We start from the raw sequence: 25,884 nt of genomic DNA on the forward strand, positions 1-25,884 counted from the left end.
GCTCAGGCCCGCAGGAGCCGGAGGATCTCCGGATCCAGCGAGGCGGCCGCGGCGGAGACGACGCCGGCGGTCGCCGCCTCGAAGGCGGCGCGGTCGAAGCCGTCCGCTTCCACGATCGAGACCCCCGCCGCCTCGATCACCGCCCGGCAGGAGCGGTCGGCCTCCACCGCGAAGCTCCGCTGCGCGGCGGTGGCATCAATGAGCGCCGCCTCGAGGCCCGCGCGGATGGCGAGCGGCAGGGCCTCCAGCCAGGCGCGATTGGCGAGAACCAGCGTCAACCCGAAGAAATGACCGGACAGAGTGAGATGGGGATGCACCGCCTGGACGCCGAAGTTGACCGTGTTCGTCAGCGGGTTCTCCTGCGCGTCGACGGCGCCCGAGCGCACCGCCGCGGGATAGTCCTTCACGTCGATATAGACCGGCTCGAAGCCGAGCGCGGCAAAGCCCACTTGGTGAAGCGCACTGTCCATGGTGCGGATGCGCAAGGACCGGCAGTCCGCCGGCGCGACGAGCGGGCGGTGCGCGTTGGTGAAGTGGCGAAAGCCGTTGTCCCAGGCGGCGACGAGCGCGAAACCGGTGCGGGCAGCGACCCGCGCGGCGAGCGCGGCGCCCAGCGCCCCGTCGAGCGCGGCGTTGACCGCCGTCCGGTCGCGTACCTGGAACGGCAGGTCGAAACCCGCGAGGTCCGGCACGCGGTGCGCCAGGTAGCTCGCCGCGAAATAGCAGAGGTCGAGCTCGTCGCCCTCCACCATGGCGAAGAGGTCGGTCGCCGGGCGCCCGAGGGCGGTGACGTCCGGCACCAGCTCCAGTCGCGCGGCGCCGTTCGTCGCCTCGTCCAGCACGGCCGCGAGCCGGCGGCCGGCGCGCGTATGGACCGAAGCCTCTCCCTGATAGCCGCCCATGCGGATCACCGTCTGCGCCATCCCTGGCTCCTCCACTCGCCTCTAAATGTCCGTACATTTTCTCCGCCAGCTTGTCACCGTCCGGAGGCGGGCCGGTGAGCGCGCATGCTTTCCGCGTCGGCGTGATCGGGCTCGGCCAGATGGGACGGGGCATCGCCGCCAATCTCGACCGGGCCGGCCTCCTCGCCGCGGCCTTCGACGTCGCGCCCGGCGCCTTCGCCGCGGCCGAGCTGTCGCCTGCCGTGCAGGACGCCTCCCCCGCCGCGATGGGCGAGACCTGCGACACCGTCCTCTTCGCACTGCCCGCGACGCCGGAGATCGAGGCGTGCCTCGCCGGTCCGGACGGCCTCCTCGCCACCGAGCGCCCCGGCCAGATCCTCGTCGATCTCACGACCTCGCATCCCGGCGACACCCGCCGCGTCGCGGAGCGGGTGCGCGAAGCCGGCCGTGCCTACATCGACTGCGGCATGACGGGCGGCGCCAAGGGCGCGGCGGCCGGCACGCTGACGCTGATGGCCGGCGGCGAGGCGGAGGCGCTCGCCCGGGTTCGACCCGTCCTCGGCGTCATCGCCGCCCGCGTCGTCCATGTCGGCCCGAGCGGCGCCGGCCACGCGCTGAAGCTCATCCACAACATGGTGCTGCACACGGTCTTCCTCGCGACCTGCGAGGGCGCGCGGGCGGCGACGCGCGCCGGCATCGACCTCGCCACCACGATCGAGGTCTTCAACGCCGGCAACGCCCGCTCCTTCGTCACCGAGCGGCGCTTTCCCGACCACATCCTGTCCGGCCGCTTCGACGGCCGCTCCTTCGTCTCGACCTTCGCCAAGGATCTCGGCCTCGCGGAGCGCTTCCTGCGCGAGATCGGCGCGCCGGCGCTCTACGGGCCGCTGACGTCGGCGCTCCTGTCGCGCGCCGTCGACGAGGGCCTGGGTGACGAGGACTTCACGCGGCTCTACGAGCACGTCGAGGCGCTCCTCGCGGCTGAAGGCCAGGCGGCACGATGAGCAACGCACCCGTCGGGCTCCTCGGCGCAGGTCTCATCGGCACGGCGCTCGCCCGCCGCCTCCTCGCCGCCGGCTTCCCGGTCCACGTCTTCGACCCGGACGCGGCCAAGGCGAACGCCCTTGCCACCTGGGGCGCGATCCTAGCGCCCTCGCCCGAAGCGGTTGCCCGCGCCGCCCGCCGGACGATCGTCGCGGTGTTCGACACGGATCAGGTCGAGTCGGTGACCGAGGGTGGCGACGGCCTCGCCGCCGGCTGGGCCCTCTCGCCGGGCCCGGTGCCGATCGCGATCTGCGTCTCGACCTGCGATCCCCTCCGCATCGAGCGCCTCGCCGGGCGGCTGGCGGCCCGCGGCGTCGGCCTCGTCGAATGTCCGCTGTCGGGCAGCAGCGGCCAGGTCGCGGCGGGCACCGCCGCCGGCCTCGTCGCGGGCGCCGATGCCGACGTCGCGGCGGTCGACGACGTTCTCGCCGTTCTCGCGCCCCGGCGCTTCCGGCTCGGTCCCGCCGGCAACGGCAACCGGGCGAAGCTCGCGATCAACCTCATCCTCGGCCTCAACCGCGCGGCGCTCGCCGAAGGTCTCGTCTTCGCGCAAGCCCTCGGCCTGCCCCTCGACGCCTTTCTCGACGTCGCCCGCGGCTCGGCCGCGCAGTCGCAGGTCATGGACGTGAAGGGGGGCAAGATGGTGTCCGGCGACTTCGCGCCGGAAGGCCGCGTGCGCCAGTCCGCCAAGGACTTCGCGCTGATCCGCGACGCGGCGGCAGGCGCCGGCCGGCACCTCCCCCTCGCCGCCCTCTACGGCGACCTCATGGCCGGCTGCATCGCTGCCGGCGAGGGCGAGGCCGACAACGCCGCCGTCATCGCCGAGTTGCGCCGCCGCTCGCTGCTTCCGCCATCCCCGCCCCACAAGGAGACGCAAAGCCCATGGCCGAACCCCGGACCATCGACGTCCACGCCCACATCCTGACGCTCGACACGCTCGCCCGCATCAACCGCGAGGCGCCGGGCTACAGGCTCGCCATCCGCGACGTATCCGGCGATTTCGGCACGCTGGACACCGGCGCGCAGACCTATGCCAAGTTCCCGCGCGGCGGCTGGGACGTCGAGAAGCGCCTCGCCGACATGGAACGGGCGCGCTTCGACCGGCAGGTGCTCTCGATCCTGCCGCAGACCGTCGCCTACGAGGAGGAGGCCAGCCTCGGCCTCGCTCTCTCGCAGATCCAGAACGAGGCGATCGCCGCGCTCGTGCGCGCCCGGCCCGACCGCTTCATCGGCCTCGGCACCGTGCCGATGCAGGCGCCGGAAGAGGCCGCGCGGGAGCTGCGCCGCTGCATGAGCGAGCTCGGGCTCAAGGGCATCATGACCGGCTCGAACGTCGCCGGCCGCGATTTCGACGATCCGGCGCTGGAGCCGGTCTGGGCTGCGGCCGAGGAATTGGGGGCCTTCATCTTCATCCACCCGACCATGACGGCGGCGGGCGAGCGGCTGAAGAACTACTACTTCCGCAACTTCATCGGGAACCCGCTCGACACGACGATCGCGGCGGCGAGCCTCGTCTTCGGCGGTGTCCTGGAGCGCCATCCCGGCCTCAAGGTCTATCTCTCCCACGGCGGCGGCTTCATCCCCTTCCAGCACCACCGCTTCGTGCACGGCTGGGGCGAGCGGGAGGAGTCCAAGGCGAAGCTCGCCGTCTCGCCGGAGGCATCGCTGCGCCGCCTCCTCTTCGACACCATCCTCCACGGCCCCGAGCCGTTGAAGTTCCTCGTCGATTTCGCCGGCGCCGACCGCGTCCTTCTCGGCTCGGACTACCCTTACGACATGGGCCAGTACGACGGCGTCGCGGTGATGGAGGGGCTCGACGTTCCCGCCGCGGACAAGGCCAAGGTGCTCGCCGGAAACGCCCGGCGGCTCCTCGGCCTCGACTGACGGGACCGGGAAACGCTATCCTGGGACGCACAGGGATCGCGGCGGCCGGGTCCGGCCTGCGGCGGCGGCGCCCCGCCGGCGCAGGGCGCGGCCGGCGCGGCCCGCCACCTTCGCGAGCCGCCATGTCCGACACGATCAACGACCTCGAACCCGTCGAGCCCCCGGCGCCCCGCCGCGGGCCGGCCGGGCGGCCGCGCTGGCTGGAGATCCAGACGGAGCTTGCGGCCGACGTGAAGGCCGGGCGCGTTCCCATCGGCGGCCTCCTGCCGACCGAGCACGAGCTCTGCGCCCGCTTCGGCGCCTCGCGCTTCACGGTGCGCCAGGCGCTGAAGGGCCTGCAGGAGGCCGGCCTCATCGAGCGCCGCTCGGGCGTCGGGAGCCTCGTCGTCGCCAGCGAGCCGCGCGAGGCCTTCATCCAGTCGCTGACCTCCATGTCGGAGATCCTGCGCTATCCGGCCGAGACGTCGCGCGTCGAGCTCTCGCGCCAGGCGATCCGGGCCAGCGTCGAGCAGGCGCACCTCCTCCTGTGCAATGCCGGCGAGGAATGGTCGCGCCTCCAGGCCGTGCGCATCGCGCGCGGCTCCAAGCTGCCCTTCTCCTTCGCCGACATCTTCGTGCGGCCGACCTATGCCGCGATCTTCGACCTGCCGAACCCGACCGGCGAGCCGGCCTTCCGCCAGATCGAGACGTATTTCGGCCTCAGGATCGGCCATGCTCGCGTCGAGATCTTCGCCGGCCAGATCACCGACGACCTCGCCGGCCCGATGCAGATCGAGGCCGGCACGCCGGCGCTCATCATGATCCGCCGCTATACCGGGCCGGACGGCAAGATCTTCCTCGTCACCTACACCGTCCACCCCGCCAACCGCTTCGTCTTCACCATGGACCTGGAGCGCCGCCGCGAGCCGACCTGACCGCCCGTTCGGGTGCGCTTCGCGTCAGACGGCGGGTTTCGGGCTGAGATCGGCGTTGAACCCGTCCATCGCCGGCATCGGCAGGATCGGCCGCCGGTCGAGGCCGCGCAGGCATTCGACATAGTCCGCCAGGATCGCCCGGCGGGCCTCGTCCGGGATGTAGGGAACGTGCCAGCCGATGAAGGGCTCGTGGACGTCGTAGCCGACATAGCCGAGCGTTCCCTTGAGGATCGGCCGCAGGAGGTGGTCCAGCGGCCCGTGGATGCCCTCCGGCCCGAACATCGTCTCCCGGCCCCCGATGGTCAGGCCGACGAGCGCGCGCTTTCCGGCGAGTCCGCCCTGGTCGAAGATCCGCCGGCCGCCGTAGCAGAGGCCGGACACGAAGACGCGGTCGATCCAGCCCTTCAGGATGGCCGGCATCGAGAACCAGTAGATCGGGAAGTTCAGGATCAGGAGGTCGGCGGCGACGAGCTTGTCGAGTTCGGCGCGAATGTCCGGGGCCAGCGTGCCGGCGGTCACGTTGTGGCGCTGTTCGAGCGCGTAGGTCAGGTAGTCCGGATCGCGCCGCGTCCCGAAGTCGGCCGCGCTCGCCACCGGGTTCCAGTTCATGGCGTAGAGGTCGGAATGCTCGACCGCGTGGCCGAGCTCGCGCATCGTGTCGACGGAGGCTTTTCCCATGGCGGCGGCGAAGGATCGCGGCTCCGGCGTGGCGCTCACGACGAGGACCTTCATCGTCATCGGCCCTTCCAGACGGGATCGCGCTTCTCGGCGAAGGCCTTGGCCCCCTCCAGGATGTCCTCGGACGCGTAGAGACGATCGACGCTCGGCAGTTGCCGGCGCATGACGCGGTTCATGGTGGTCTGGAAGTCCTCGCCCTCGGCTACGCGCGCGGTCTCCTTGATGGCGGCGTAGACGAGCGGCGGGCCGGCGGCGAGGAGGCGCGCGACCGCCCAGACCCGGGTTTCGAGCTGGCCTTCCGGCAGCACCTCGTTGACGAGGCCCCAGCGCTGGGCTTCGGCCGCCTCCATCCAGCGGCCGGTGAACAGGAGCTCCATGGCGACGTGGTAGGGGATGCGCTTGGGCAGCCGGATCGTCGCGGCGTCGGCGATCGTGCCGGAGCGGATTTCGGGCAGCGCGAAGGACGAGTGGTCGGCCGCGTAGATGAGGTCGCAGGACAGGGCCAGCTCGAAGCCGCCCCCGACCGCCATGCCGCTGACGCAGGCGATCACCGGCTTGTTGAGGTCGCGCAGCTCCTGGATGCCGCCGAAGCCGCCGACGCCGTAATCGCCGTCGACCGGCGCGCCGTCAGCCGCCGCCTTGAGGTCCCATCCGGCGCAGAAGAAGCGGCTCCCCGCCGACTTCAGGATGGCGACGCGCAGCTCCGGATCGTCGCGGAACGCCGCGAAGACACGGCCCATGGCGCGCGAGGTCGGCAGGTCGATGGCGTTGGCCTTGGGGCGGTCCAGCGTCACCTCGAGGATCGCGCCCTCGCGGCGGGTGGAGACGACGCCGTGCGGTATCTCGCTCACCTCAGCGCCCCTTCCACACGGGCGCGCGCTTCTCCAGCGCGGCGCGCGGGCCTTCCAGCGCGTCCTCGCTGTCAATGAGCCGCTTGAACAGCGGGAAGTCGCCGGCGCGCATGGCCGCGTACCCTTCCGCGAGGCTCATGTGCTGCGCCATGCGCGTCGTCTGCTTGGCGGCGGCGACGGAGAGCGGCGCCGAGCGCAGGATGCGTCCGGCGAGCGCCCGGGCCGCATCCATCAGCTCGGCCTGCGGCACGACGGCATTGACCAGGCCCCAGCGCAGACAGTCGGCGGCGTCGAAGCGCCGGCCGCCGTAGAGCACCTCGTTGGCGACGACCTTGGGCAGGAGCTTGGGCAACAGGAAGGAGCCGATGTCGGGCAGGACGCCGAGCGAGGTTTCCGGCAGCCAGAAGGCGGCGTGATCGGCCGCGACCACGAAGTCGGCGCACAGCAGGATCTCGAAGCCGGCGCCGATGGCATAGCCGTTCACGGCGGCGATCACGGGCTTTTCGAGGTCGGGCAGCTCGGAGAAGCCATAAAGGCCGCCCTGCCCGTAATCGGCGACGTAGCCGTCGCCGCCGGTCGCGGCGGCCTCGTTGAGGTCCCAGCCCGCCGAGAAGAACTTCGCGCCGCCGCCCGTGAAGATCGCGACGCGCAGCTCCGGATCGTCGCGGAACGCCGCGAAGACCTCGCCGAGCGCCCGACTGGTCGGGCGGTCGATGGCGTTGGCCTTGGGCCGGTCGAGGACGATCTCGGCGACCGCACCGTTGCGGGTGAACTTGACCGCATCGCTCATGGGGACCTCCTCGCGCGGATCAGCGCGTCGGCTGCGATCGCGGCCTCGGCGGTCGCGATCAGGGGATTGACGTCGAGCTCCTCGAGGCTGTGCGCCTCGGCCAGCGCGTACTCGCCGAGGCGGAAGGCGGCCTCGACGATCGCGTCGAGGTTCGCCGCCGGCCTGCCGCGGAAGCCCAGGAGGAGCGGCGCGGACTTCAAGGACAGGATCGCAGCGCGGATAGCTTCGCGGTCGGCGGGCAGGAGCAGCGGGCGCGTGTCGTTCCACAGCTCCACGGCGACGCCGCCCGCCCCGATCGTGAGGAAGAGGCCGAATTGCGGGTCGCGGGCGATGCCCAGGATCAGCTCGGCCAGGCCGCCCGTGACCATCCGCTCGACGAGGACGTCGCAGCCGAGATGGGCGAGCGAGGCGGTCGCCCCGCGCACGGCCGCCGCGTCGCGCAGGTCGAGCTTCACGGCGGCGGCTTCCGTCTTGTGGAGGAGCGCCTCGCCGACGCCCTTCACGACGACGGGAAAGCCGATCCGCTCGGCGAGACGCACCGCCTCGTCGGCGGAGCGGGCGACGCCGCCGGCCGGCGTCTCGATCCCGATCTCGGACAGGATCGCCTTCGAGGCCCATTCGTCGCGCGCCCTCGCCTCCGCGCCTGCGGGCGCGGCCTGGCGGGCGAGCGGCGGGGCGGGTGGCCCCGCCCAGGCGGCCCCGATCCGGGCGGCGTGCGCGGCGGCGAGAAGGGCGGTGGAGAGCCCCATCAGCGGCGCGATGCCCGCTTCGACGAGGCGATCGGCCTCGGCCTCGCTCATGTTTTCCGGCAGGCTCGACACCAGCGCGAACCGCCCGCCGCCCGTCCCATGCGCGTCGATGGCGGCCTGGAGCGCGCCGGCCGAGCCGTTGTCGGCGCAGCGGTCGGGGCGCGGCTGGTCGAGCACCAGGATCGTCAGGCCGAAGCCCCCGTCCAGCATCGCGCGATAGGTGCGGGCAAGCGCCGGCGGGTCGTTCCAGGTGAAGGTGTGGTAGTCGAGCGGGTTGGAGATGGTGACCATGTCCGGCAGCGTCGCACGCAGCGCCGTCGCCTCGCGCTCGTCGAGGGCGCGCAGGTCGAGCCCGGCGGCTTCGGCGAGGTCGCCGACGAGGGAGGCCTCGCCGCCCGAGCAGCTCATGGAGCCGAGCGTCGCGTCCGGGGATGGTCCGAGAACGTGCAGGAGCTTCAGCGTTTCCACGAACTCGTCGATGCTTCTCGCCCGCGCGACGCCGCAGCGCTCGAAGAAGGCGTCGGCCAGCCGGTCGGCGCCGGCGAGCGAGGCCGTGTGCGAGAGGGCCATCGCCTGGGCGGCCGCGGAGGTCCCGACCTTGATGACGACGACGGGCACCCGGCGCTCGCGGGCCTTGCGGAAGGCACCTTCCAGCCGGTGCAGGTCGTCGAAGCCCTCGATATGCAGGCCGAGAACGCTGACCCGCTCGTCGTCGAGCGCGGCTTCGACGAGTTCCGACAGGCCGGTCTGGGCCTGGTTGCCGGCCGTCAGAACGTAGGCGATCGGCAGGCCGCGCTTCTGCATCGTGAGATTGATCGCGATGTTCGAGGACTGGACGACGAGCGCCGCGCCCCGCTCGACGCGGCGGCCGCCGTGCTGGTCCGGCCAAAGAAGCGCCCCGTCGAGATAGTTGATGAAGCCGTAGCAGTTGGGCCCGAGGATCGGCATGTCCCCGGCGGCCGAAAGAAGGGCCGCATTGCGCGCGGCGCCGTCGGCGACCTCGCTGAAGCCGGACGCGAAGCAGACGGCGCCCCCGGCGCCGCGGGCGGAAAGCTCGCGCACGATGTCGATCGTCGCGTCCCGGTTCACCCCGATAAAGGACAGGTCGGGCACGCCGGGCAGGTCGGCGACGCTGCGGAAGCAGGACAGGCCCTCGACCTCCGCCCGGCTCGGATGGACGGGCCACAGATCGCCCTCGAAGCCGAAGGCGCGGCACTGCTTCAGGACCGCGTTGGACCAGCCGCCGCCGAACACGGCGATCGATCGCGGGCGCAGGACGCGCGACAAGGACCCCTTGGTCATCTCAGGCCCCGAGCGGGCGCAGGAGGTCGCGCGCGATGATGTGGCGCTGGATCTCGCTCGTGCCGTCCCAGATGCGCTCGACCCGGGCATCGCGCCAGAAGCGCTCGAGGGGGAAGTCGTCCATGAGCCCCATGCCGCCATAGACCTGGATCGCGCGGTCGGTGACGCGCCCCAGCATCTCGGAGGCATAGACCTTGGCCGAGGCGATCTCGCGGTTGGCCGGCAGGCCCTGGTCGAGCCGCCAGGCCGCGGCGAGCGTCAGCCAGTCGGCCGCGTCGATCTCCGTGACGGTGTCGGCGAGCTGGAAGCCGACACCTTGGAAGCGGCCGATCGGCTGGCCGAACTGCTTCCGCTCGGCCGCGTAGGCCAGCATCATGTCGAAGACGCGCCGGGCGCGGCCGACCGCCATGGCGGCGACCGTGATGCGGGTGGCGTAGAGCCACTCGTTCATCACCTTGAAGCCGCCGTCAACCTCGCCGAGCACCTGCGCGTCCGGCAGGCGGCACGCGTCGAATTCGAGGATCATGTTCTTGTAGCCGCGGTGGCTGACGGAGCGGTAGCCCTCGCGGATGGTGAAGCCCGGCGTGCCGCGATCGACGAGAAAGGTGGTGATCGTCTTCTTGGGCCCGGCGGAGGTGGCCTCCTCGCCCGTCGCCATAAAGACGATCACGAAATCGGCGTGTTCGGCGCCCGAGATGAAGTGCTTGGTGCCGTTGAGCACCCAGTCGCCGCCCTGGCGCCGGGCATTGGCCCGCATGCCGCGCACGTCCGAGCCGGCATCGGGCTCGGTCATGGCGAGCGCGTCCATCCGCTCGCCCCGGACGGCCGGCCGGAGGTAGCGCTCGACCTGCTCGCCCCGGCAGGCCATCAGGATGTTCTGCGGCCGCCCGAAGAAGTGCGTCAGCGCCATCGAGCCGCGGCCGAGCTCGCGCTCGACCAGGGCGAAGTCCAGGTGCGACAGGCCGGGCCCGCCGGCTGATTCCGGAAAGTTGCTGGCGTAGAAGCCGATCTCGATCGTCTTGCGCTTGATCTCCTCGGCCAGCTCCGCCGGCACGGTGCCGAGCTTCTCGACGGTATCCTCGTGGGGATAGATCTCGTTCTCGACGAAGCGGCGCACCGTCGAGACGATCATCTCCTGCTCATCGGTCAGGCCGAAGTTCATCTGCGCTCCTTCCAAACGCTCAAGGCGTCACGATTTCGATCAGAAACGGCCCGTTCGCGCGGGCGGCGCGGCCGAGCGCGACTGAGAGCTCGCCGAGCTCCAGACGTCCGGGGGCGAGCGCCGCCTGGTCGGTGCCCTCGGTCAGGCGGATGCGCTCGCCCGGCAAGCCGTAGGCTTCGGCGATCCGGCAGAAGTCCGGCGCACCGGGGCGCACGCCGACGGGCTCGACGCCGCGCGCGATCATGTAGTCCTCGATTTCCTGGTAGCCGCGATTGTTCCAGACCAGGAACACGACCGGGACCCGCTCGTCGGCCGCAGCGCCCAGGGCGCCGAGGCAGAACTGGAAGCCGCCGTCGCCCACGACGCAGACGACCGGAGCGCCCCCGAGCGCGATGGCGGCGCCGATGGCGGCGGGCGGGCCGAAGCCGAGCGCGCCGTAGCCGGTGGCGGCATTGAACCAGGTGCGGGGCGCGGGCGCGTCCCAGTAGAGGTTGCCGGCATAGGCGGCCTGCGTGGAATCGCCGACGATGGTGCAGCCGGGAACGGCGTCGCGGACCGCGGCCAGAACCTCCACCATCGCTGCCATCTTGGGGCTGAGCTCGGCGCGGGCGGCGCGGCGCGCATCCGCCGCACGGCGTTCACCGGTCGAGGCGCCCGGCGCACGGGCCGGCAGCCGCTTCACCAGCTCCCCGGCCGCGAGCGCCGCGTCGCAGCACAGCGTGACGCGGGCCGGATAGCTCCGGGCGGCTGCCTCGGGATCGACGTCGACGCGCACGAGGTCGGCGGGCGGAACGAAGCCGCCATCGCCATAGGCGTCGTAGTCGGTCGGTCCGAACTCGGTGCCGACGGCGATCACGAGGTCGCTCCCGGCGATCAGCTCGCGCACCGCCGACAGGCTCGGGCTCGCGGGAACGGCCAAGAGGTGGCCGGCGAGGAGGCCGCGCGCGTTGGTGGTGGTGACGACCGGCGCGTCGAGGCGATCCGCCAGTTCGCGCAAGGCGTCGTCGGCCCAGACCGCGCCGCCGCCCGCCAGGATCAGCGGTGTCCCGGCCGCCCGGCAGAGCGCCGCGGCCGCTTCGAAGCCGGCACCGTCTCGCGGGGAAGCCGGCGCTGGCGCGGGCGGGTCCCTGGGCGTCCGGACCGGCGCCTCCATCAGGTCGGTGGGGATCTCGATGTGGACCGGGCCCGGCCGGCCCGCGCGCATCGCGGCGAAGGCGCGCGCCACCACGTCGGCGAGGTCGTCGGCCCGCAGCAGCCGCTCCGACGACAGCGCGATCGTCTTCAGCGTGGCGGACTGGTCCGGCAGTTCGTGGAGATAGCCCCGGTAGAGGCCGTGCGTCGCGACCGCGTTGACCCCCGAGATGACCAGCATCGGGATCGAATCGGCGCGGGCCTGGGCCATCGCGGTGATCGCGTTGGTGAGGCCGGGCCCGGTGATCAGCAGGCAGACGCCGGGCTTGCCGGAGGCGCGGGCGTAACCGTCGGCCATGAAGCCCGCGTCGAGCTCGTGGCGCGGGGTGACGTGGCGGATCCGCGAGCCCGCGAGCCCGCGGTAGAGCTCGGTCGTGTGAACGCCCGGAATGCCGAAGACGACGTCGACGCCGTAGGTTTCGAGGAGCCGGACGAGCTCCTGCCCGACGGTCGGAAAGCCGCTCACGACGCATGCCTTCCGGCGGGGCCGCCGAGCGACAGCGCGAAGTCGGCGATCCGGCCGCAGGCTTCCTCGAGCGCGTCGTCGGGGACCGTCAGGCTCAGGCGCACGAACCCCTCGGCGGCGGAGCCGAAGGAGCTTCCCGGCATGACCGACACGAACCGCTCGGCGAGAAGGCGCTCGGCGAAGGCGCGGCCGTCGAGCCCTGTGGCGGTGACGTCGACGAGCACGAACATCCCCGCTTCCGGGCGCAGCGGACGCAGGATCCCCGCATGGCCGAGCCGGCGGATCACGAGATCGGCCCGCGCGGCGTAGTGATCGCGCATGATCGCGGCGGTCGGCAGGTCGTGCGTCAGGGCGAAGGCGGTCATGTCGGCGATAAAGGGCGGGCCGCCGAACAGCATGGATTCCGAGATCGGCAGGAGGCGCGCGCAGAACTCGGCCGGACCGACGGCCCAGCCGGCGCGGAAGCCGGGCGCCGCGTGGGACTTCGAGATCGAGGACACGACGATCGTCCGCTCCGCGAGCGCCGGATCGTCCAAGGGGGACGCGAAGGACGCGCCGAAGGTCAGCTGCTCGTAGACCTCGTCGCTGACGATCCAGAGATCGTGCCGTCGGCAGATCGCGCCGATCGCGGCGATCTCCTCGCGCGACAGGACGGCGCCGCTCGGATTGTGCGGGCTGTTGAGCAGGAGCACGCGGCATTCGGGCGTGATCGCCGCCTCCAGCGCCTCCGGCCGCAGGTGGAAGCCGTCCTCGGCCCGCATGCGCACCGGGACGACGTCGGCGCCAGGCGCCCTCACCACCGCCTCGTAGGTCGCGTAATAGGGATCGGGCACCAGGACCTTGTCGCCCGCTTCGGCCAGACCCATCATGACGGCGTAAAGGGCGGTCTGTGTGCCGGGCAGGCAGAGCACGTTGTCCGGGGTGATGGCGCGGCCCGTCCGCGCGGCGTATTTCGCGGCCAGCGCGGCGAGAAGCGGCGCCTCGCCGCGGCCGTTGGAATAGCGCGTGCGCCCCGCCCGCATCCCCGCCTCGCAGGCGTCCAGCAGGCGCGCGTCGGGCGCGACATCCGGCTCCCCGATCGTCAGCTCGATGACGGGATGGCCTTCGGCGCGCAGCCGGCGGCCGAGCGCGTGCACCTCCCACTTGCCCGAGCCGAGGTCGGCCAAGCGGTCCGTGATGGCCGCGTAGCGCATCAGGATTCCTTCCCTTCCGGCCGGACATCCGGCAGTTCCACACCCAGAAGCGCCTCGACGCAGCGAAGGCCGATCGAGATCTGCAGGCTCTCGTCGATCTCGTCGGCGCTGAGGCATCCTTCGAGCCAGAGGCCGTCGATCACCGCGTTGATCGCGATGGCGAGGCGCCGGCGCTCCTGCACCGACGGGATCCGCCCTTCCGCCGTCATCACGTCCGCGATCAGCTCCTCCGTCGCCTCGCGGTAGGCGGCGTAGCCGACGCGGTGTTCCTGAGCGAAGTGCGGATTGGCGTGGATCTGGCTGATGAAGGTGGCCCAGAGCGACAGGAGGCGCGGATCGGCGTTCGGCCCGCTCAGCGAGGCGACGACGAAGCCCGCGAGGCGCGCGTGCGGCGGCTGGGACGGCCCCTTCATCACCGCGAGCATCGGCTCGGACATCATCTCGATGGTGCGCCGGTAGGCCGCGGTGATCAGCTTGTCCTTGGATTCGAAGTGGTGGCGGATCAGGCCGTTGCTGACGCCGGCGCGCGCCGCGACGGCGCGCACCGTGGTCGCCTGGATCCCGACGTCGGCGATGCAGTCGAGGGTCGCCTCGATCATGTCGGCCTTCCGGTCGAAATCGGGCGCGCGCCTGAACGATGCCGTCACCTCCCGCTCCTCCCGTTTCCGCCTCCGACCGCGTGGATTATGCATCCGGATAGAAGTTATGCAATTGCATAGTTCGCGACAGCGACGCTCGCCTTCGGGCGAAGTGCGACGACCGCATCGTTCTCGTCACGGATCGTGCGATGGATGACGCGGGATGCCGCCGGGGCATCGACGCCGATTCAGAATTTGTCAGCTATACTTATCTACAAGGAGATTCCCATCCTGCCGGGACCGTGACGAGCCAGATGATCGGCAACGCTGACCCTCATGAAACCTCCGGCACCGGCTCGACGCGATCCGACGACGGAGGCGTGGATAGCCCCGTTGTCGGGAAGGACGCCGGCGCTGCGGACGAGAAGCGCCTCGCGGTGGCCGTCGATTGCGCGGAGCTCGGCGTCTGGGACGCCGATCTCGTCAACAACACCTGCTACTACTCGCCGAGCTGGAAGCGCATGCTCGGCTACGGCGCGGACGAGCTGCGCGACCATCCCGACCTTTGGCTCGACTTCGTCCACCCCGACGACCGGGACCGCGCGCTCGCCAGCGGCGACAGTCACCTGGGTGGCCAGTCGCAAAGCGTCGAGTGCGAGTTCCGCCTGCGCCACCGCAGCGGGCGCTGGATCTGGGTCCTCGACCGCGGCAAGGTCGTGGCGCGCGACGCGGCGGGGCGGCCGACGCGCATGATCGGCATCCAGACCGACATCACGACCCAGAAGGAGGCCGCCGCACGGCTGGCGCTCCTCAATCAGCGCATCGAACTCGCCCTCGACGCCAGCGGCATCGGGCTCTGGAGCTTCGAGATCGAGACCGGGCGTACCTTCTGGGACGCGCGGATGCGCGAGATCTACGGGCTCGGCGACGGCCCGGAGGAGGTCCCCCAGGGCACCTGGCACGGGCGCCTGCACCCGGACGACGCGGAGGCGGCGGAAGCGGCAGCGAGCGCCCTTCTCGCCGAGGGCACGCCGGTGCGCATGACCTACCGCATCGTGCGGCCGGACGGGGCCGTGCGGCACGTCTTCGCCCTGTCGCGGCTGGTCCGCCAGCCGCACCAGCCGCCCCTCGTCGTCGGAAGCATCTGGGACGTGTCCGAACAGGTGGAGGTGTCGAACAGGCTCGCCGCGGAAAAGGAGCGCCTGCGCGTCATCCTGCGCTCGATCGGCGACGCGGTGATCGCGACCGACGCCGAGGACGCCATCACCTTCGCCAATCCAGCGGCCGAGCGGCTGCTCCTGACCGGGCAGGCCGACCTCCTCGGGCAGAAGACGGCGGATGTCCTGCCGCTCCGGCAGGAGCAGACGGGCCTTCGTCTCCCCCCGGCCGCACCGCTCGCCTGCGCCGAGCGCCGCACGATGGAGCGCGACGAGCCGGCTGTCTTCGAGCGTCGCGACGGCGAGCGGCGCATCATGCGCGACATCGCCTCGCCGCTTTACGATCCGGCCGGCGAGGTGATGGGGACGGTGCTCATCGTGCAGGACGTGACGCGCGAGCGGGCGCGCCAGCGCGAACTCGCGCATCTCGCCCGGCACGACGGCCTGACCGACCTCCTGAACCGGTCCGCGTTCGATAAGGCCCTGGCCTGCGCGATCGAGGATCCGGCCAAGCGGGCCGGGCTGGCGCTGCTCTACATCGACCTCGACCGCTTCAAGATGGTCAACGACACCGCGGGCCATGCTGCGGGCGACTCGCTCCTGAAGCTCGTGGCCAAGGCCATGCTGGCCGTCCTGCCGACGGATGCGCAGGTCGCGCGCCTGGGCGGCGACGAGTTCGCGGTTCTGATGGAGGCATCCGGGCCCGACGCGGCCTACCGCGCCGGCCGCGACATCGTGCGGGCCGTCGGCGCGCAGCAGCTGGCCTGGGGCGGCGGGTCCCACGGCGTCGGCGCGAGCATCGGCATCGTCCTGCTCGCCGATGCGCAGGCCGATCCGCTGACGGCGCTCTCCCTGGCCGACGCGGCCTGCTACGCCTCGAAATCGCGCGGCCGCAACAAGGTTTCGCTCCACGATCCGGCAGGCAGCGCCGTTCCCGGCGGCTTCGCGGAGGTGCGGGCCGCCTCCGAGCTGCTGCAGGCCCTCAAGGAGAACCGGCTCACGCTCTACGGGCAGGAGATCCGGGACCTGTCCGACCCGACCCGGCGCTCCCGCCGGATCGAGGTGCTCGCGCGGCTCGCGGGAACCGATGGCGAGCTGATCATGCCCGGGACGTTCATCCCGGCCGCCGAGCGCTTCGACCTCATGGGCGCCTTCGACCGAAGCGTCATCCGCCGCTCGCTCGACCTGCTCGCCCACCTCGGACCAGCCCGCGAGATGCCGGTGCTCTCGATCAACCTGTCGGCCATGTCGCTGAGCGATCCGGACCTCTGGTCCTTCGTGGAAGCGCAGCTGAGCGAGACGGGCCAGCCCGCCCAGCGGCTCTGCTTCGAGATCACGGAGACCGCGGCGGTCAACAACTTCGCCGTCGCCGAGCGCTTCGTGCGGGATGCGCGCCGAGCCGGCTGCCGGGTGAGCCTGGACGATTTCGGCGCGGGGCTGTCCTCCTTCGGCTATCTGCGTCGCTTTCCGGTGGACTGCATCAAGATCGACGGCGCCTTCGTCCAGGACGTCGCGAAAAACGGCCTGGATCAGGCGATCTGCGCGGCGGTCGGCACGATCGCGGCGGAACTCGGCGTCGAGGTCGTGGCCGAGCGCGTCGCCGACGCGCAAGCCGTGGAACTCCTGCGCGCGCGCGGGATCGGCTTCGGCCAGAGCTTCTATCTGCATCGCCCGGAGCCCTTGGCCGACCTGTTGAGCGCATCGGGCAGCACGAAGGCCCTCCGGGCTCGAACGCCCCGAAAGCTCAAGCCCGTCACGGATCGTGGGTAGCGGACCCCGAGCCCGGAGCCGGGTGCCTACCCGCTCCGGCGCGCCAGCAGCTCGCCGAGGTAGTTGTTGGCCGCGCGCGGGGCCTCGAAGGCCGCGGGATCGAGGTCGGCGAGGAGCATCTCGGCGCCCGCCTCGCCCGCCTGGGCGAGCGGGATGCCGTCGGGACCGACGATCGCGGACAGGCCCTGGTAGCGGAAGGCGGCGTCCGCGCCGCACCAGTCGGCATAGGACAGGAACAGGCTGTTCTCGAAGGCGCGGGTCGGCACGAGGCTGCGGGCGATGAAGCGCGCGCCCGCGCTTTCGGGAAGCGCCGTCGGCACGAGCACGAGGTCCGCGCCGGCCAGCGCCAGCTCCCGCACGGTCTCGGGGAACTCGACGTCGAAGCAGACGAGGAGGCCGACGCGAAAGCCCGCGACCTCGACCACCGGCGAGACCGCGGCGCCGGCCGAGAAGGCGGCCCGCTCGTAGTCGCCGTACAGGAAGCGCTTGGCGTAGAGGACGCGCTCGCGGTTCGGGCGCAGGAGAATCGCGGCATTCAGCACCGCGCCGCCGTCGAGAACGGGCAGCCCGAGCGCCAGGGCGACGCCGGTCTCGGCGACGAGATCCTCCAGGCGCGCCAGGATCTCCGGCGCGCGCATGGCCGTCTCGCGCAGGGCCTCGGCACCCGCACCGTAGCCGGGAAGCGCGAGCTCCGGCAGATGGGCGAGCCCGGCACCCGCCTCGCGCGCGGCCCGCATGAGCGCGCCGATGCGGCCGAGACCCGCCTCGCCGCCGGCAGCATTCGACGCGTCGAGCTGGAAGAGGGCGAGGCGCATCAGCGGCGCTCCCAGGCGCCGAGAAGCTTCGGCAGATCGCCGAACCGCGCGACGAGGCCGAAGACGAGGGCGGCCAGCGCGACGAAGAGCACCGAGATCGAGGCCATCACCGGCGTGTAGCCGTAGCGCAGGGCGTTGAAGATCTTGATCGGCACCGTTTCCATGGTGAAGCCCACCGTCATGTAGGCGATGATGTATTCGTTCAGCGACAGGACGAAGGCGAAGGCGAAGCCCGAAACGAGGTAGGGCCGGATCATCGGGGCGAGGATCGTGCGGCGCACCGCCCGCTCGTCGGCGCCCATGGTGCGCGCGGCCTCCACGATCTCGCGGTCGATCGAGGAAAAGCCGAGCGTCAGCGTGACGAGCGGCAGGCTGGTGAAGAAGATCGCGTGGCTGACCACCACGGTGAAGGACGAGCCGTAGAAGCCGGCCGTCGACCAGAAGGCGAGCGCGCCGAGCGCGGTGATCACCGGCGGCAGCACGAAGGGCGAGACGCCGAGAAGCTGCACCACGCGCCCGACGACGGTCGTGCGGCGCCACAGGGCGTAGGCGATCGGCAGCGCTATCGCGACGGCGAGGGCCGCCGCGAAGGCCGCGATCGAGACGGAGGTGAGGAGCGCGTTCCGCCAGTCGGCCTGCGTGGCGATGGCCGCGTACCAGCGCAGCGAGACGCCGTTCGGCGGAAAGACGAGGCTCTGCTGCGCGTTCAAGGACACGCCGGCGATGATCGCGACGGGCGCGGCGAGAAAGAGCCCGATCAGGGCGAGAAACAGGCGCGTCACGCGGCGCCCCCCGCGCGCTTTGCGCCGAACAGGGCGGCGAGCGAGACGAGAAGCAGGCTCGCCAGCACCAGGAACACGGCCATGGCCGCGGCGAAGGGCATGTTGGACTGGTAGATCGCCTGATCGGTGATGAGGACCGACAGCGTCCAGTGCTGCGGCCGGCCGAGAAGCTGCGGCAGGAGGTAGGAGCCGAGCGCGAACACGAAGACCACCACGAAGGTGGCGGCGAGCGCGCCGCGCAGGGCCGGCAGGATGACGGTCAGGAAGGCGCGCGCCGGCGAGGCGCCGAGCGTCTGCGCGGCCTCGCCGAGCGAGGGGTCGAGGCGCGAGAAGGAGGGGTAGAGCACCAGGACGCAATAGGGCAGCGCCTGGTAGGTCATGCCGAGAAGGACGGCGGCGAAGCTCGGCGTGAAGGCGGCGGGCGAGGCCATCAGCCCCAGGGCGACGAGAAGGTTCGACACGCCCGCCGTGCGGGACAGAAGCGTCGACCAGGAAAAGCCGATGATGACCTCGGACAAGGACAGGATGGCGAGGAGCGCGACCAGCCAGGGCACCTGCGCGCGCCGCGACAAGCGCGTGAGAAGATAGGTGAAGGGCGCGCCGACCAGGAGGCAGACGAGCGCCACCAGCGCCGAGAGGCCGAGCGAGAACAGGAGGATCTCGCCGAAGAACAGCGACAGGAAGCGCGCGTAGTTGGCTCCCGTCAGCACCGGCTCGTAGAAGCCCCCCTGGACGCGCTGGAAGAAGGAAACGGCGATCATCAGGCCGAAGGGCACGACGAAGAAGGCGCCGAGCATCAGGCCGGGAAAGACGAGGGCGGCCTGGCCGCCGGAAGGCCGGGAGGGCGCCGCGCTCATGCGGCCTCGGCGGGGAAGACGGAAGGAGCGCCGGGCCTGATGCCGAGGGACACGCGCCCGCCCGTCGGCGCGACGGCGGCGCCGGCCTCGCGGTGGGCGACGATCCGGGCCTCGCCCGCGCGAAGATAGATCTCGACCGCCGAGCCCATGTCGCGCACGAACTCGACCTCGGCCGCGATCGGCCCCTCGCCTTCCGGCAGGAGGATCACGTCCTCCGGGCGGATCGACAGGAGGGCGGTTTCCGAGGGAAGCGCGAGGTCCGGCAGGAAGGCGCCGGAAGCCAGACGCGCCCCGCCGTCCTCGCGGCGGGCCTGGATGAGGTTGGTCTGGCCGAGGAAGTCGGCGACGAAGGGCGTCGCCGGCCGGCGATAGACTTCGATCGGCCGGTCCATCTGGAGCACCCGGCCGCCCCGCATCACCACGACCTGATCGGCCATGGTCATCGCCTCGCGCTGGTCGTGGGTGACGACGATGGTGGTGATGCCGAGGCGCTCCTGGAGAAGGCGCAGCTCGACCTGCATCGCTTCGCGCAGCTTGGCATCGAGGGCCGACAAGGGCTCGTCGAGAAGAAACAGGCGCGGCGCGACGGCGAGCGCCCGGGCGATGGCGACGCGCTGGCGCTGCCCGCCCGAGAGCTGGGTGATCGCGCGCCCCTCGACGCCGGGCAGTTGCACGAGGTCGAGCAGCTCGCGCACCCGCGCCTCGATCGTCCCCCGGCTCTCGCCGCGAAGGCGCAGGGGATAGGCGATGTTGTCGCCGACGGAGAGGTGCGGAAACAGCGCCAGCGACTGGAACACCATGCCGAAGCCGCGCTTGTGGACGGGAATGCCGGTGATCGTTTCCGAGCCCATGCGGACCTCGCCGGCCGAGGGCGCCTCGAGCCCCGCGATCATGCGCATCAGCGTGGTCTTGCCGCATCCCGACGGGCCGAGGAGGCAGACCAGCGTGCCGTCCGGGATCGTCAGGTCGACGGCATCGACGGCCGTCGTCGCGCCGTAGCGCTTGGTGACGCCGTCGAGCACGAGCGCGGTCATGGGCTGGGCCTCCTCGGAATGCGGATCGATGGCTTGGGTCGCCGGTCAGCCGACGATCAGCTCGGTCCACTTCTGGTTCAGCCAGTCGGCCTTGGAAACGTAGAGATCGTAGCGCGGCACGATCGGCTCGGCGGTCGAGGAGACCGCGGCGAACTCGGCGTCGGTGAGGTCGAGCAGCGAGCGCCCGATCACCGGCGCGGTGCCGACCTTCCGTGCCAGCAGCGCCTGCGTCGCAGGCTGGGTCATGTAGTCGATGAACTCGTGCGCGATGTCGAGCTTCTGCGAGGCGCGGCTGACGGCCCAGCAGCCCGAATCCGAGAGGCCGCCCTCCTTCGGGAAGGTCGATCGCACCGGCTCGCCCTTCGAGGCGGCAAGGCCGGTGACGTCGTGATAGTACTGGCCCATCGGGATCTCGCCCGACTTCAGCGCGGCCTCGAACTGCGCCTCGTCGCGGTACCAGAGCTGCACGTTGGGCTTCACCTCGGCCAGCTTGTCCATGACCTTGAGGATGCCGTCGTCGGTGTCGAGCACCTGCGTGCCGCCGAAGAAGGTCTTGGCCGTGACTTCGAGCAGGAACGAGTTGGAGACGAGCGCGAGGAGGCCGAGCTTGCCCTCGTTGGCCGGATCCCAGAAGGCCGCCCAGGAGTCCGGGGCGGTCGGGTAGGCCTCGGTGTTGGTGACGAGGTTGATGTACCAGGCGACGGCGCCGACGCCGGCGACGCGCTCGTCCGGATACTTCACGATGAAGGGCGGCAGGATGTCGCCGGCATTCTTGACGCGGGCGAGGTCGAGCGGCGCCCAGAGATCGGTGGACAGGCCCTTGCGCATGGCGACCTGGCTGATCATCGAGACGTCGGCCGGCGCGACGTTCGCGCGCGCTGCCTGCTCCAGCTGCACCAGCCAGGCCTCGCCCGTCGGCTCGGCGATGCTCTCGACCGCGATCCCCGTCGCCTGCGTGAAGGCGGGGAAGACGTTCTCGTCGAAGCTTTCCTTGAAGTAGCCGCCGTAGACGCCGACCTTCAGCGAGCGGTCCTGCGCGCGCAGGATGCCGGGCGTGGCGAGCGCGGCGGCGCCGGCGGCCGCGCCCAGAAGCACGGATCGGCGGGTCGGATGGGCGATGAGGGTCGTCGTCATGTCGCGGGTCTCCGATCGGGGGTCAGGGCTGAGGGCGGGCACGGCCGGGCGCGAACGGCACGAGGCTGAGGATCTCGAACAGCATCTGCGCGCCGGCATGGGCGGTGTTGGTGGTGGCGTCGTATTGCGGGGCGACCTCCACGAGGTCGCCGCCGACGATGCGGATGCCGGCGAGCCCGCGCAGGAGCGCCTGCGCCTCGCGCGTCGTCAAGCCGCCGATCTCGGGCGTGCCGGTGCCGGGCGCGAAGGCCGGGTCGAGGCTGTCGATGTCGAAGGAGAGGTAGACCGGCGCGTCGCCCACCGTCGCCTTCGCCATCTCCACGATGCGGGCGATCCCGAGGTCGGGAATCTCTTCGGCATGGACCACGGTCATGCCGGAAGCGGCCGAGAACTCCCACAGGTATTCCGACGAGCCGCGGATGCCGATCTGGATCGTGCGCGTCGGGTCGAGCACGCCGTCGAGCACCGCCTGCCGGAAGGGACCGCCATGGTGGAACTTGCAGCCCTCATAGGGGCCGCTCGTGTCGCAATGAGCGTCGATGTGGATCATCGCGAGCGGGCGTTCGCGGCCGAGCGCGCGCAGGATCGGATGCGAGATCGAATGGTCGCCGCCGACCGACAAGGGGATCACCCCGGCCGCCGCGATCGCGGCGATCGTCGCCTCGATGTCCTCGTGGGAGCTTGCGAGGTCGAAGCGCGAGCGGAAGGGCACGTCACCGATGTCGGCGACGGAGAGGTCGATCGCCGGCATGGTCTTGAGGACGTGGTCGTAGGGCCCGACGCGCTCGATGGTGCGCAGCGCCCGCGGGCCGAAGCGGCTGCCGTTGCGGTTGGTGACGCCGAGATCCATCGGCACGCCGAGAAGCGCGACGTCGAGGCCGGACAGGTCGGGCGCCGACCAGTCGACCGGCCGGTGCGGCGCGTCGAGCAGCGTCGGCACGCCGGCGAAGGGGGCGACGCGCGTGCCCTTGGCGTTGAAGAGGCGCGAGGCGACGCGGGCGAAGCCCTCGTCGTGGATCACCCGTTCGTTGTCGCCGCCGAAGCGGGCGCGCAGGGCTTCGAGGTCGAGGGTCATGCGGATGCGTCCAGGGCTGGGGAAGCGAGAGCGAGGCGGCGGGCGATCTCGCGGATCGCCGGCTCCTCGACGTTGGCGAAGGCGATGCGCAGGAAACGCTCCTGGCCGGGACCGAAGAACGAGCCGGGCAGGACGACGACACCGAACGCTTCGGCGAGGCGGGCCGCGACCGCGGCAGACGGCTCGTCGCCGAAGGGATGCTCGACATAGGCGAAATAGGCGCCGATCTGGCGGATGCGCCAGCCGGAAAGGGGCGCGAAGGCGTCGCGGATCGCCTCCCCCCGCCGGCCGATCTCGGCCGCGCTCGCCCGGCGGAAGTCGCCGAGCGCCTCGATCGCCCAGGGCAGCGCGGCCTGGGCCGGGCGCGGGGCGCAGATCTGGATGCAGTCGATCGCCTTTTCCAGCTCCGCGACCAAAGCGGCGCCGCCGATCAGCGCGCCGACGCGGTGGCCGGGGATCGCGTAGGTCTTGGAGAAGGAATAGAGCGCGACGAGGTGGTCCTCGGCCTCCCGGCGCCCGAACAAGGAATGCGGGCGGGCTTCCTCGGCCAGGAAGTCGCGATAGGTCTCGTCGAGCACCAGGACGACGCCGCGCCGGGCGCAGAGCGCGAGGATGTCGGCGAGCAGCGCGTCCGGGTAGACGGCGCCGGTCGGATTGTTGGGCGAGACGAGCACGACGGCGCGGGTGCGCTCGTCGATCAGCGCGTCGAGCGCCGCCGGGTCCGGCAGGAAGCCGGATGCCGCGTCGAGCGGCAGGGCGCGCGCGTCCACCCCCAGCATGTCCAGTGTCATCTGATGGTTGAAGTACCAGGGCGCCGGCAGGATCACCGCGTCGCCCGGGCCGGCCAGGGCCAGCATGGCCGCGAAGAAGGCCTGGTTGCAGCCGCTGGTGATCGCGACGCGGGCCGGGTCCACCGGCGCGCCGTAGCGGGCCGAGACGTGGGCCGCATAGGCGGCGCGAAGGGCCGGATCGCCGAGGATGTCGCCGTAGCGAGCGATCGCCGGCTCCAGAGCCGCGCGGGCGAGACGCTCGGCGAGTTCGGGCGGCGGCGGGCGGTTGGGCACGGCCTGGCTGCAATCCGCGAGGGGACCGTGGCGGCCGTCATAGAGCGCAGCCCACCGGCCCGCCTGCGCGATCGGCGGCACCGAAACCCTGGCGAGGCGCGTCGTCCGGCTCATCGGGATGCCACGCGCGGCACTTGCGAAACCATCGGCCTATGCATGCGGAATGATCAGCCCTCCCATGTGGCGTCATGTTGACCATGGGCCGGGGATCGACGGGGGCGCCATAGAAATCTATCAAGGTTCACCTTGATAATCATCCATGCAATGGCGGTTTCGATGCGCGTCTCGGGAAGTGATCTGCGCCTCCTCCAGGTCTTCGAGGCCGTGGTGCGCGGCGGCGGCTATTCCGGCGCCGAGGCCGAGCTCAACATCGGCCAGTCGACCATCAGCAACCACATGACGGCGCTGGAGGAGCGCATCGGCTTCACCCTCTGCCAGCGCGGGCGCGGCGGCTTCCGCCTGACGGAGCGCGGGCAGGCGGTGCACGAGGCCTCGCGGCGCCTCAACCAGGCGCTCGGCGACTTCGCCGCGGAGATCGCGGCGCTGAAGGGCGAGCTGAAGGGCGAGCTGCGCGTCGCGATCCTCGACTCGGTCGCGAGCGACCCGTCCAACCGCATGACCGAGGTCGTCGCCGCCTTCGGCCGCATCGCGCCGGACGTCCGCCTGGTGCTCGTGCAGGAGCGCCCGCAGGACATGCAGCCGAAGGTCGCCGAAGGGCTCTATCACTGCGGCATCGGCAGCCACCGCTCGCGCGTCGAGGGGATCGACTACCGGACGCTCTACGAGGAAAGCCACGGCCTCTACTGCGGGTCGGCGCATCCCTTCTTCGCGCGGCCCGACGGCGAGCTGACCGACGAGGTGCTGGCGCAGGCTCCTTACGTTCATCGCGGCTACTGGCGCGACGAGGACGGCATGCGCCGCATCCGCTGGCGCATCGAGGCGACGGTGCAGCAGATCGAGCCCGAGCTCCTGCTGATCCGCTCGGGACGCTATATCGGCTTCCTGCCGCACCACGCGGTCGAGGGGGACGTCGCGGCGGGCCGGATGCGCCGGATCCGCCCGGACGACGTCGGCTATGTCTGCCTGTTCGAGCTCTACACGCCGCGGGCGCGCCGCGGCAGCGACGTCCTCGCCGCCTTTCTCGCCAGCATCGAGACCGTCTGGCCGTGACGCCCGCCCGCGTGGGTCGAGGGCCGTGGATCGGCGGGTCTCAACGTGCCGCCGCTCCCGGTCCTGGCGGCACGATCCGGGCGCGGAAGGCGAGAAACAGGGCGAGCGCGACGAGGGCGACCCCGCCGCCGACCAGATGCGAGAGTTCGTATCCACCCCGGGTGACGAGCCAGCCGGCGACTACGTTGGACAGGCTGGCGCCGATGCCCTGCACCGTCATCACGGCCGCGAAGCCGATGTGAACCGGCCGCTGCCTTTCAGGATCCGCTCGACCGCCACCGGCGTGACGATGCCGAGAAGGCCGGCGCCCACGCCATCGAGAACCTGAACGGGGTAGATCGTCCAGAAGCCGTCCAGTGTTCCGGCGAGAAGGCCGCGCAGGGGAAGCGCGAGGAGGCCGACAAGAAAGACGGTCGAGAGCCCGACGCGGCGGATCAGGAGGGGCGTCGCGGCCGCGACAACGATCATCGCGAGCTGCGAGACGCCCGTGATGATCGCCGTGGTCCGGAAAGGCGTTCCGAGCTCCACCGAGAACTGCTGGGCGATGAGGCGGCTCATCGGCGCGTTGCCGAAGTGGAAGATGAGGAGGACGAGGGCCAGGAGCACGAGGCCGCGGCTCTTGAGAAGAACGTCGAAGCCCGAGACGTCCTCCTTGCCCGCCCCGTCGTCCAGTCCGCGGGCCACCTTGTGGTCGATGTGCGCGGGATCGATGGCGGCGACGGCCGCGAGGGCGCCGAACGCGGTCGCGACCATCAGCCAGACGATGCCCGCTTGTCCGAAAACGGAAACGATCAGGAAGACGGCGAAGAGCGAGGCGAAGTTGCCGGCGTGGTTCCAGATCTCGTTGCGCGCGATCTGCCTCGCGAACAGGCGCTCGCCGACGAGGCCGAGGGTGAGGCCGGCGAGGGCCGGGCCGATCACCGCGCCGACGACGGCGGTGAGGATCTGTCCGCCCCAGACGAAGGGAACGCTCGGCACGAGCAGCGTGACCAGCGCGGCGGCGGTGACGAGCACCACGGGCACCGCGATCAGCGCCCGCTTCCAGGTCGAGCCGTCGACGAGGGCGCCGCAGAGCGGCGTCGCCATCAGGCCGATCAGGCCGCCGACGGTCGCGATCCAGCCGAGCGTGAGCGTCGACCAGCCTTGCGTGGCGAGAAAGGCGTCGAGAAAGGGTCCGAGGCCATCGCGCGCGTCGGCGAGGAAGAAATTCAGAACCGCCAAGCCGACGAGGGATCGATCCGAGACGAGGCGCGGGCTCCCGCTCGGGAAGCCCGTTGCTGCTGATGCGACCGTCATGGCAGCGCGACCCTTGCGCGAGAGAT

General features: G+C 71.4%; 22 protein-coding genes and 1 pseudogene. 6 read left to right on the forward strand and 17 right to left on the reverse strand.

From position 1 onward, the window contains the following. Positions 1–2 precede the first annotated feature (2 nt). Positions 3–923 (reverse strand): TRAP transporter substrate-binding protein, encoded by a 921-nt coding sequence (locus tag FZN60_RS05570; protein WP_158871978.1) that lies wholly within the window; start codon positions 921–923, stop codon positions 3–5. Positions 924–997: 74 nt separating this feature from the next. On the opposite strand from FZN60_RS05570, the gene FZN60_RS05575 reads away from it, so the two are divergent. The 4 genes from FZN60_RS05575 to FZN60_RS05590 all read left to right on the forward strand — a co-directional run bounded on the left by FZN60_RS05575 (position 998) and on the right by FZN60_RS05590 (position 4,744). Then, the gene (locus FZN60_RS05575; protein ID WP_158871981.1) at positions 998–1,906 is read left to right on the forward strand and encodes an NAD(P)-dependent oxidoreductase; all 909 of its coding nucleotides are present in this window, start codon (positions 998–1,000) and stop codon (positions 1,904–1,906) included. Further along, on the forward strand, positions 1,903–2,871 hold the full coding sequence (locus tag FZN60_RS05580; protein ID WP_158871982.1) for an NAD(P)-dependent oxidoreductase: 969 nt from the start codon (positions 1,903–1,905) through the stop codon (positions 2,869–2,871). Before FZN60_RS05575 ends, FZN60_RS05580 begins: the two co-directional genes overlap by 4 nt. Next, positions 2,829–3,830, forward strand: a complete 1,002-nt coding sequence (locus FZN60_RS05585; RefSeq protein ID WP_158871984.1) for an amidohydrolase family protein — start codon at positions 2,829–2,831, stop codon at positions 3,828–3,830. Before FZN60_RS05580 ends, FZN60_RS05585 begins: the two co-directional genes overlap by 43 nt. Before the next feature lie 122 nt (positions 3,831–3,952). Beyond that, positions 3,953–4,744 (forward strand): GntR family transcriptional regulator, encoded by a 792-nt coding sequence (locus tag FZN60_RS05590; protein WP_158871986.1) that lies wholly within the window; start codon positions 3,953–3,955, stop codon positions 4,742–4,744. 24 nt (positions 4,745–4,768) lie between these two features. Here the strand turns inward: FZN60_RS05590 and FZN60_RS05595 are convergent, their stop codons facing one another. The 8 genes from FZN60_RS05595 to FZN60_RS05630 are packed head-to-tail and all read right to left on the reverse strand — an operon-like array spanning position 4,769 to position 13,773. Beyond that, entirely contained in the window at positions 4,769–5,482 is a 714-nt protein-coding gene (locus tag FZN60_RS05595; RefSeq protein ID WP_199266494.1) for an NAD(P)H-dependent oxidoreductase, read from the reverse strand. Continuing rightward, positions 5,479–6,264, reverse strand: a complete 786-nt coding sequence (locus tag FZN60_RS05600; protein ID WP_158872505.1) for a carnitinyl-CoA dehydratase — start codon at positions 6,262–6,264, stop codon at positions 5,479–5,481. Before FZN60_RS05600 ends, FZN60_RS05595 begins: the two co-directional genes overlap by 4 nt. Positions 6,265–6,274: 10 nt before the next feature. Beyond that, positions 6,275–7,063: an enoyl-CoA hydratase-related protein gene (locus FZN60_RS05605; protein ID WP_158871988.1), complete on the reverse strand. Its 789-nt coding sequence runs from the start codon at positions 7,061–7,063 to the stop codon at positions 6,275–6,277. Then, positions 7,060–9,114 carry an acetate--CoA ligase family protein gene (locus tag FZN60_RS05610; RefSeq protein ID WP_158871990.1) on the reverse strand — a complete coding sequence of 685 codons (2,055 nt, stop codon included), beginning with the start codon at positions 9,112–9,114 and terminating at the stop codon, positions 7,060–7,062. The genes FZN60_RS05605 and FZN60_RS05610 overlap by 4 nt, the downstream gene beginning before the upstream one ends. 1 nt (position 9,115) lies before the next feature. Beyond that, positions 9,116–10,276 carry an acyl-CoA dehydrogenase family protein gene (locus tag FZN60_RS05615; RefSeq protein WP_158871992.1) on the reverse strand — a complete coding sequence of 387 codons (1,161 nt, stop codon included), beginning with the start codon at positions 10,274–10,276 and terminating at the stop codon, positions 9,116–9,118. Between the two features lie 19 nt (positions 10,277–10,295). Further along, the gene (locus tag FZN60_RS05620; protein WP_158871994.1) at positions 10,296–11,933 is read right to left on the reverse strand and encodes a 5-guanidino-2-oxopentanoate decarboxylase; all 1,638 of its coding nucleotides are present in this window, start codon (positions 11,931–11,933) and stop codon (positions 10,296–10,298) included. Beyond that, positions 11,930–13,126 carry a pyridoxal phosphate-dependent aminotransferase gene (locus tag FZN60_RS05625; RefSeq protein WP_158871996.1) on the reverse strand — a complete coding sequence of 399 codons (1,197 nt, stop codon included), beginning with the start codon at positions 13,124–13,126 and terminating at the stop codon, positions 11,930–11,932. Before FZN60_RS05625 ends, FZN60_RS05620 begins: the two co-directional genes overlap by 4 nt. After that, positions 13,126–13,773 carry a TetR family transcriptional regulator C-terminal domain-containing protein gene (locus tag FZN60_RS05630; RefSeq protein WP_158871998.1) on the reverse strand — a complete coding sequence of 216 codons (648 nt, stop codon included), beginning with the start codon at positions 13,771–13,773 and terminating at the stop codon, positions 13,126–13,128. Before FZN60_RS05630 ends, FZN60_RS05625 begins: the two co-directional genes overlap by 1 nt. 311 nt (positions 13,774–14,084) lie before the next feature. Here FZN60_RS05630 and FZN60_RS05635 point away from each other — a divergent pair, with 311 nt between their 5' ends. Continuing rightward, positions 14,085–16,631 carry an EAL domain-containing protein gene (locus FZN60_RS05635; RefSeq protein WP_158872000.1) on the forward strand — a complete coding sequence of 849 codons (2,547 nt, stop codon included), beginning with the start codon at positions 14,085–14,087 and terminating at the stop codon, positions 16,629–16,631. Between the two features lie 26 nt (positions 16,632–16,657). Here the strand turns inward: FZN60_RS05635 and FZN60_RS05640 are convergent, their stop codons facing one another. Genes FZN60_RS05640 through FZN60_RS05670 form a run of 7 tightly spaced genes read right to left on the reverse strand, consistent with a single transcriptional unit; the run spans position 16,658 to position 23,506 of the window. After that, on the reverse strand, positions 16,658–17,446 hold the full coding sequence (locus tag FZN60_RS05640; protein WP_158872002.1) for a nitrilase-related carbon-nitrogen hydrolase: 789 nt from the start codon (positions 17,444–17,446) through the stop codon (positions 16,658–16,660). Continuing rightward, complete coding sequence (locus tag FZN60_RS05645) at positions 17,446–18,228, reverse strand: ABC transporter permease (protein WP_158872004.1); 783 nt, start codon at positions 18,226–18,228, stop codon at positions 17,446–17,448. Before FZN60_RS05645 ends, FZN60_RS05640 begins: the two co-directional genes overlap by 1 nt. Then, positions 18,225–19,085, reverse strand: coding sequence for an ABC transporter permease (locus FZN60_RS05650; protein ID WP_158872006.1), 861 nt, complete (start codon positions 19,083–19,085; stop codon positions 18,225–18,227). The genes FZN60_RS05645 and FZN60_RS05650 overlap by 4 nt, the downstream gene beginning before the upstream one ends. Further along, positions 19,082–20,119, reverse strand: coding sequence for an ABC transporter ATP-binding protein (locus FZN60_RS05655; protein ID WP_158872008.1), 1,038 nt, complete (start codon positions 20,117–20,119; stop codon positions 19,082–19,084). Before FZN60_RS05655 ends, FZN60_RS05650 begins: the two co-directional genes overlap by 4 nt. A 45-nt stretch (positions 20,120–20,164) precedes the next feature. Then, on the reverse strand, positions 20,165–21,253 hold the full coding sequence (locus FZN60_RS05660; RefSeq protein WP_158872010.1) for an ABC transporter substrate-binding protein: 1,089 nt from the start codon (positions 21,251–21,253) through the stop codon (positions 20,165–20,167). Between the two features lie 22 nt (positions 21,254–21,275). Continuing rightward, positions 21,276–22,328, reverse strand: a complete 1,053-nt coding sequence (gene speB, locus FZN60_RS05665; RefSeq protein ID WP_158872012.1) for an agmatinase — start codon at positions 22,326–22,328, stop codon at positions 21,276–21,278. Further along, positions 22,325–23,506, reverse strand: coding sequence for an aminotransferase (locus FZN60_RS05670; RefSeq protein ID WP_158872014.1), 1,182 nt, complete (start codon positions 23,504–23,506; stop codon positions 22,325–22,327). The genes speB and FZN60_RS05670 overlap by 4 nt, the downstream gene beginning before the upstream one ends. 162 nt (positions 23,507–23,668) lie before the next feature. Between FZN60_RS05670 and FZN60_RS05675 the strand changes: the two genes are divergently transcribed. Further along, a complete protein-coding gene (locus FZN60_RS05675) occupies positions 23,669–24,562 on the forward strand; it encodes a LysR family transcriptional regulator (RefSeq protein WP_246726612.1) in 894 nt (297 codons plus the stop codon). Positions 24,563–24,602: 40 nt separating this feature from the next. On the opposite strand, the pseudogene FZN60_RS05680 reads toward FZN60_RS05675, so the two are convergent. Next, positions 24,603–25,858, reverse strand: a pseudogene (locus FZN60_RS05680) (MFS transporter). Positions 25,859–25,884 lie beyond the last annotated feature (26 nt).

It is taken from the genome of Antarcticirhabdus aurantiaca, from assembly GCF_009765365.1.
In the GTDB taxonomy this organism is placed as follows: Bacteria; Pseudomonadota; Alphaproteobacteria; order Rhizobiales; family Rhizobiaceae; genus Antarcticirhabdus; species Antarcticirhabdus aurantiaca.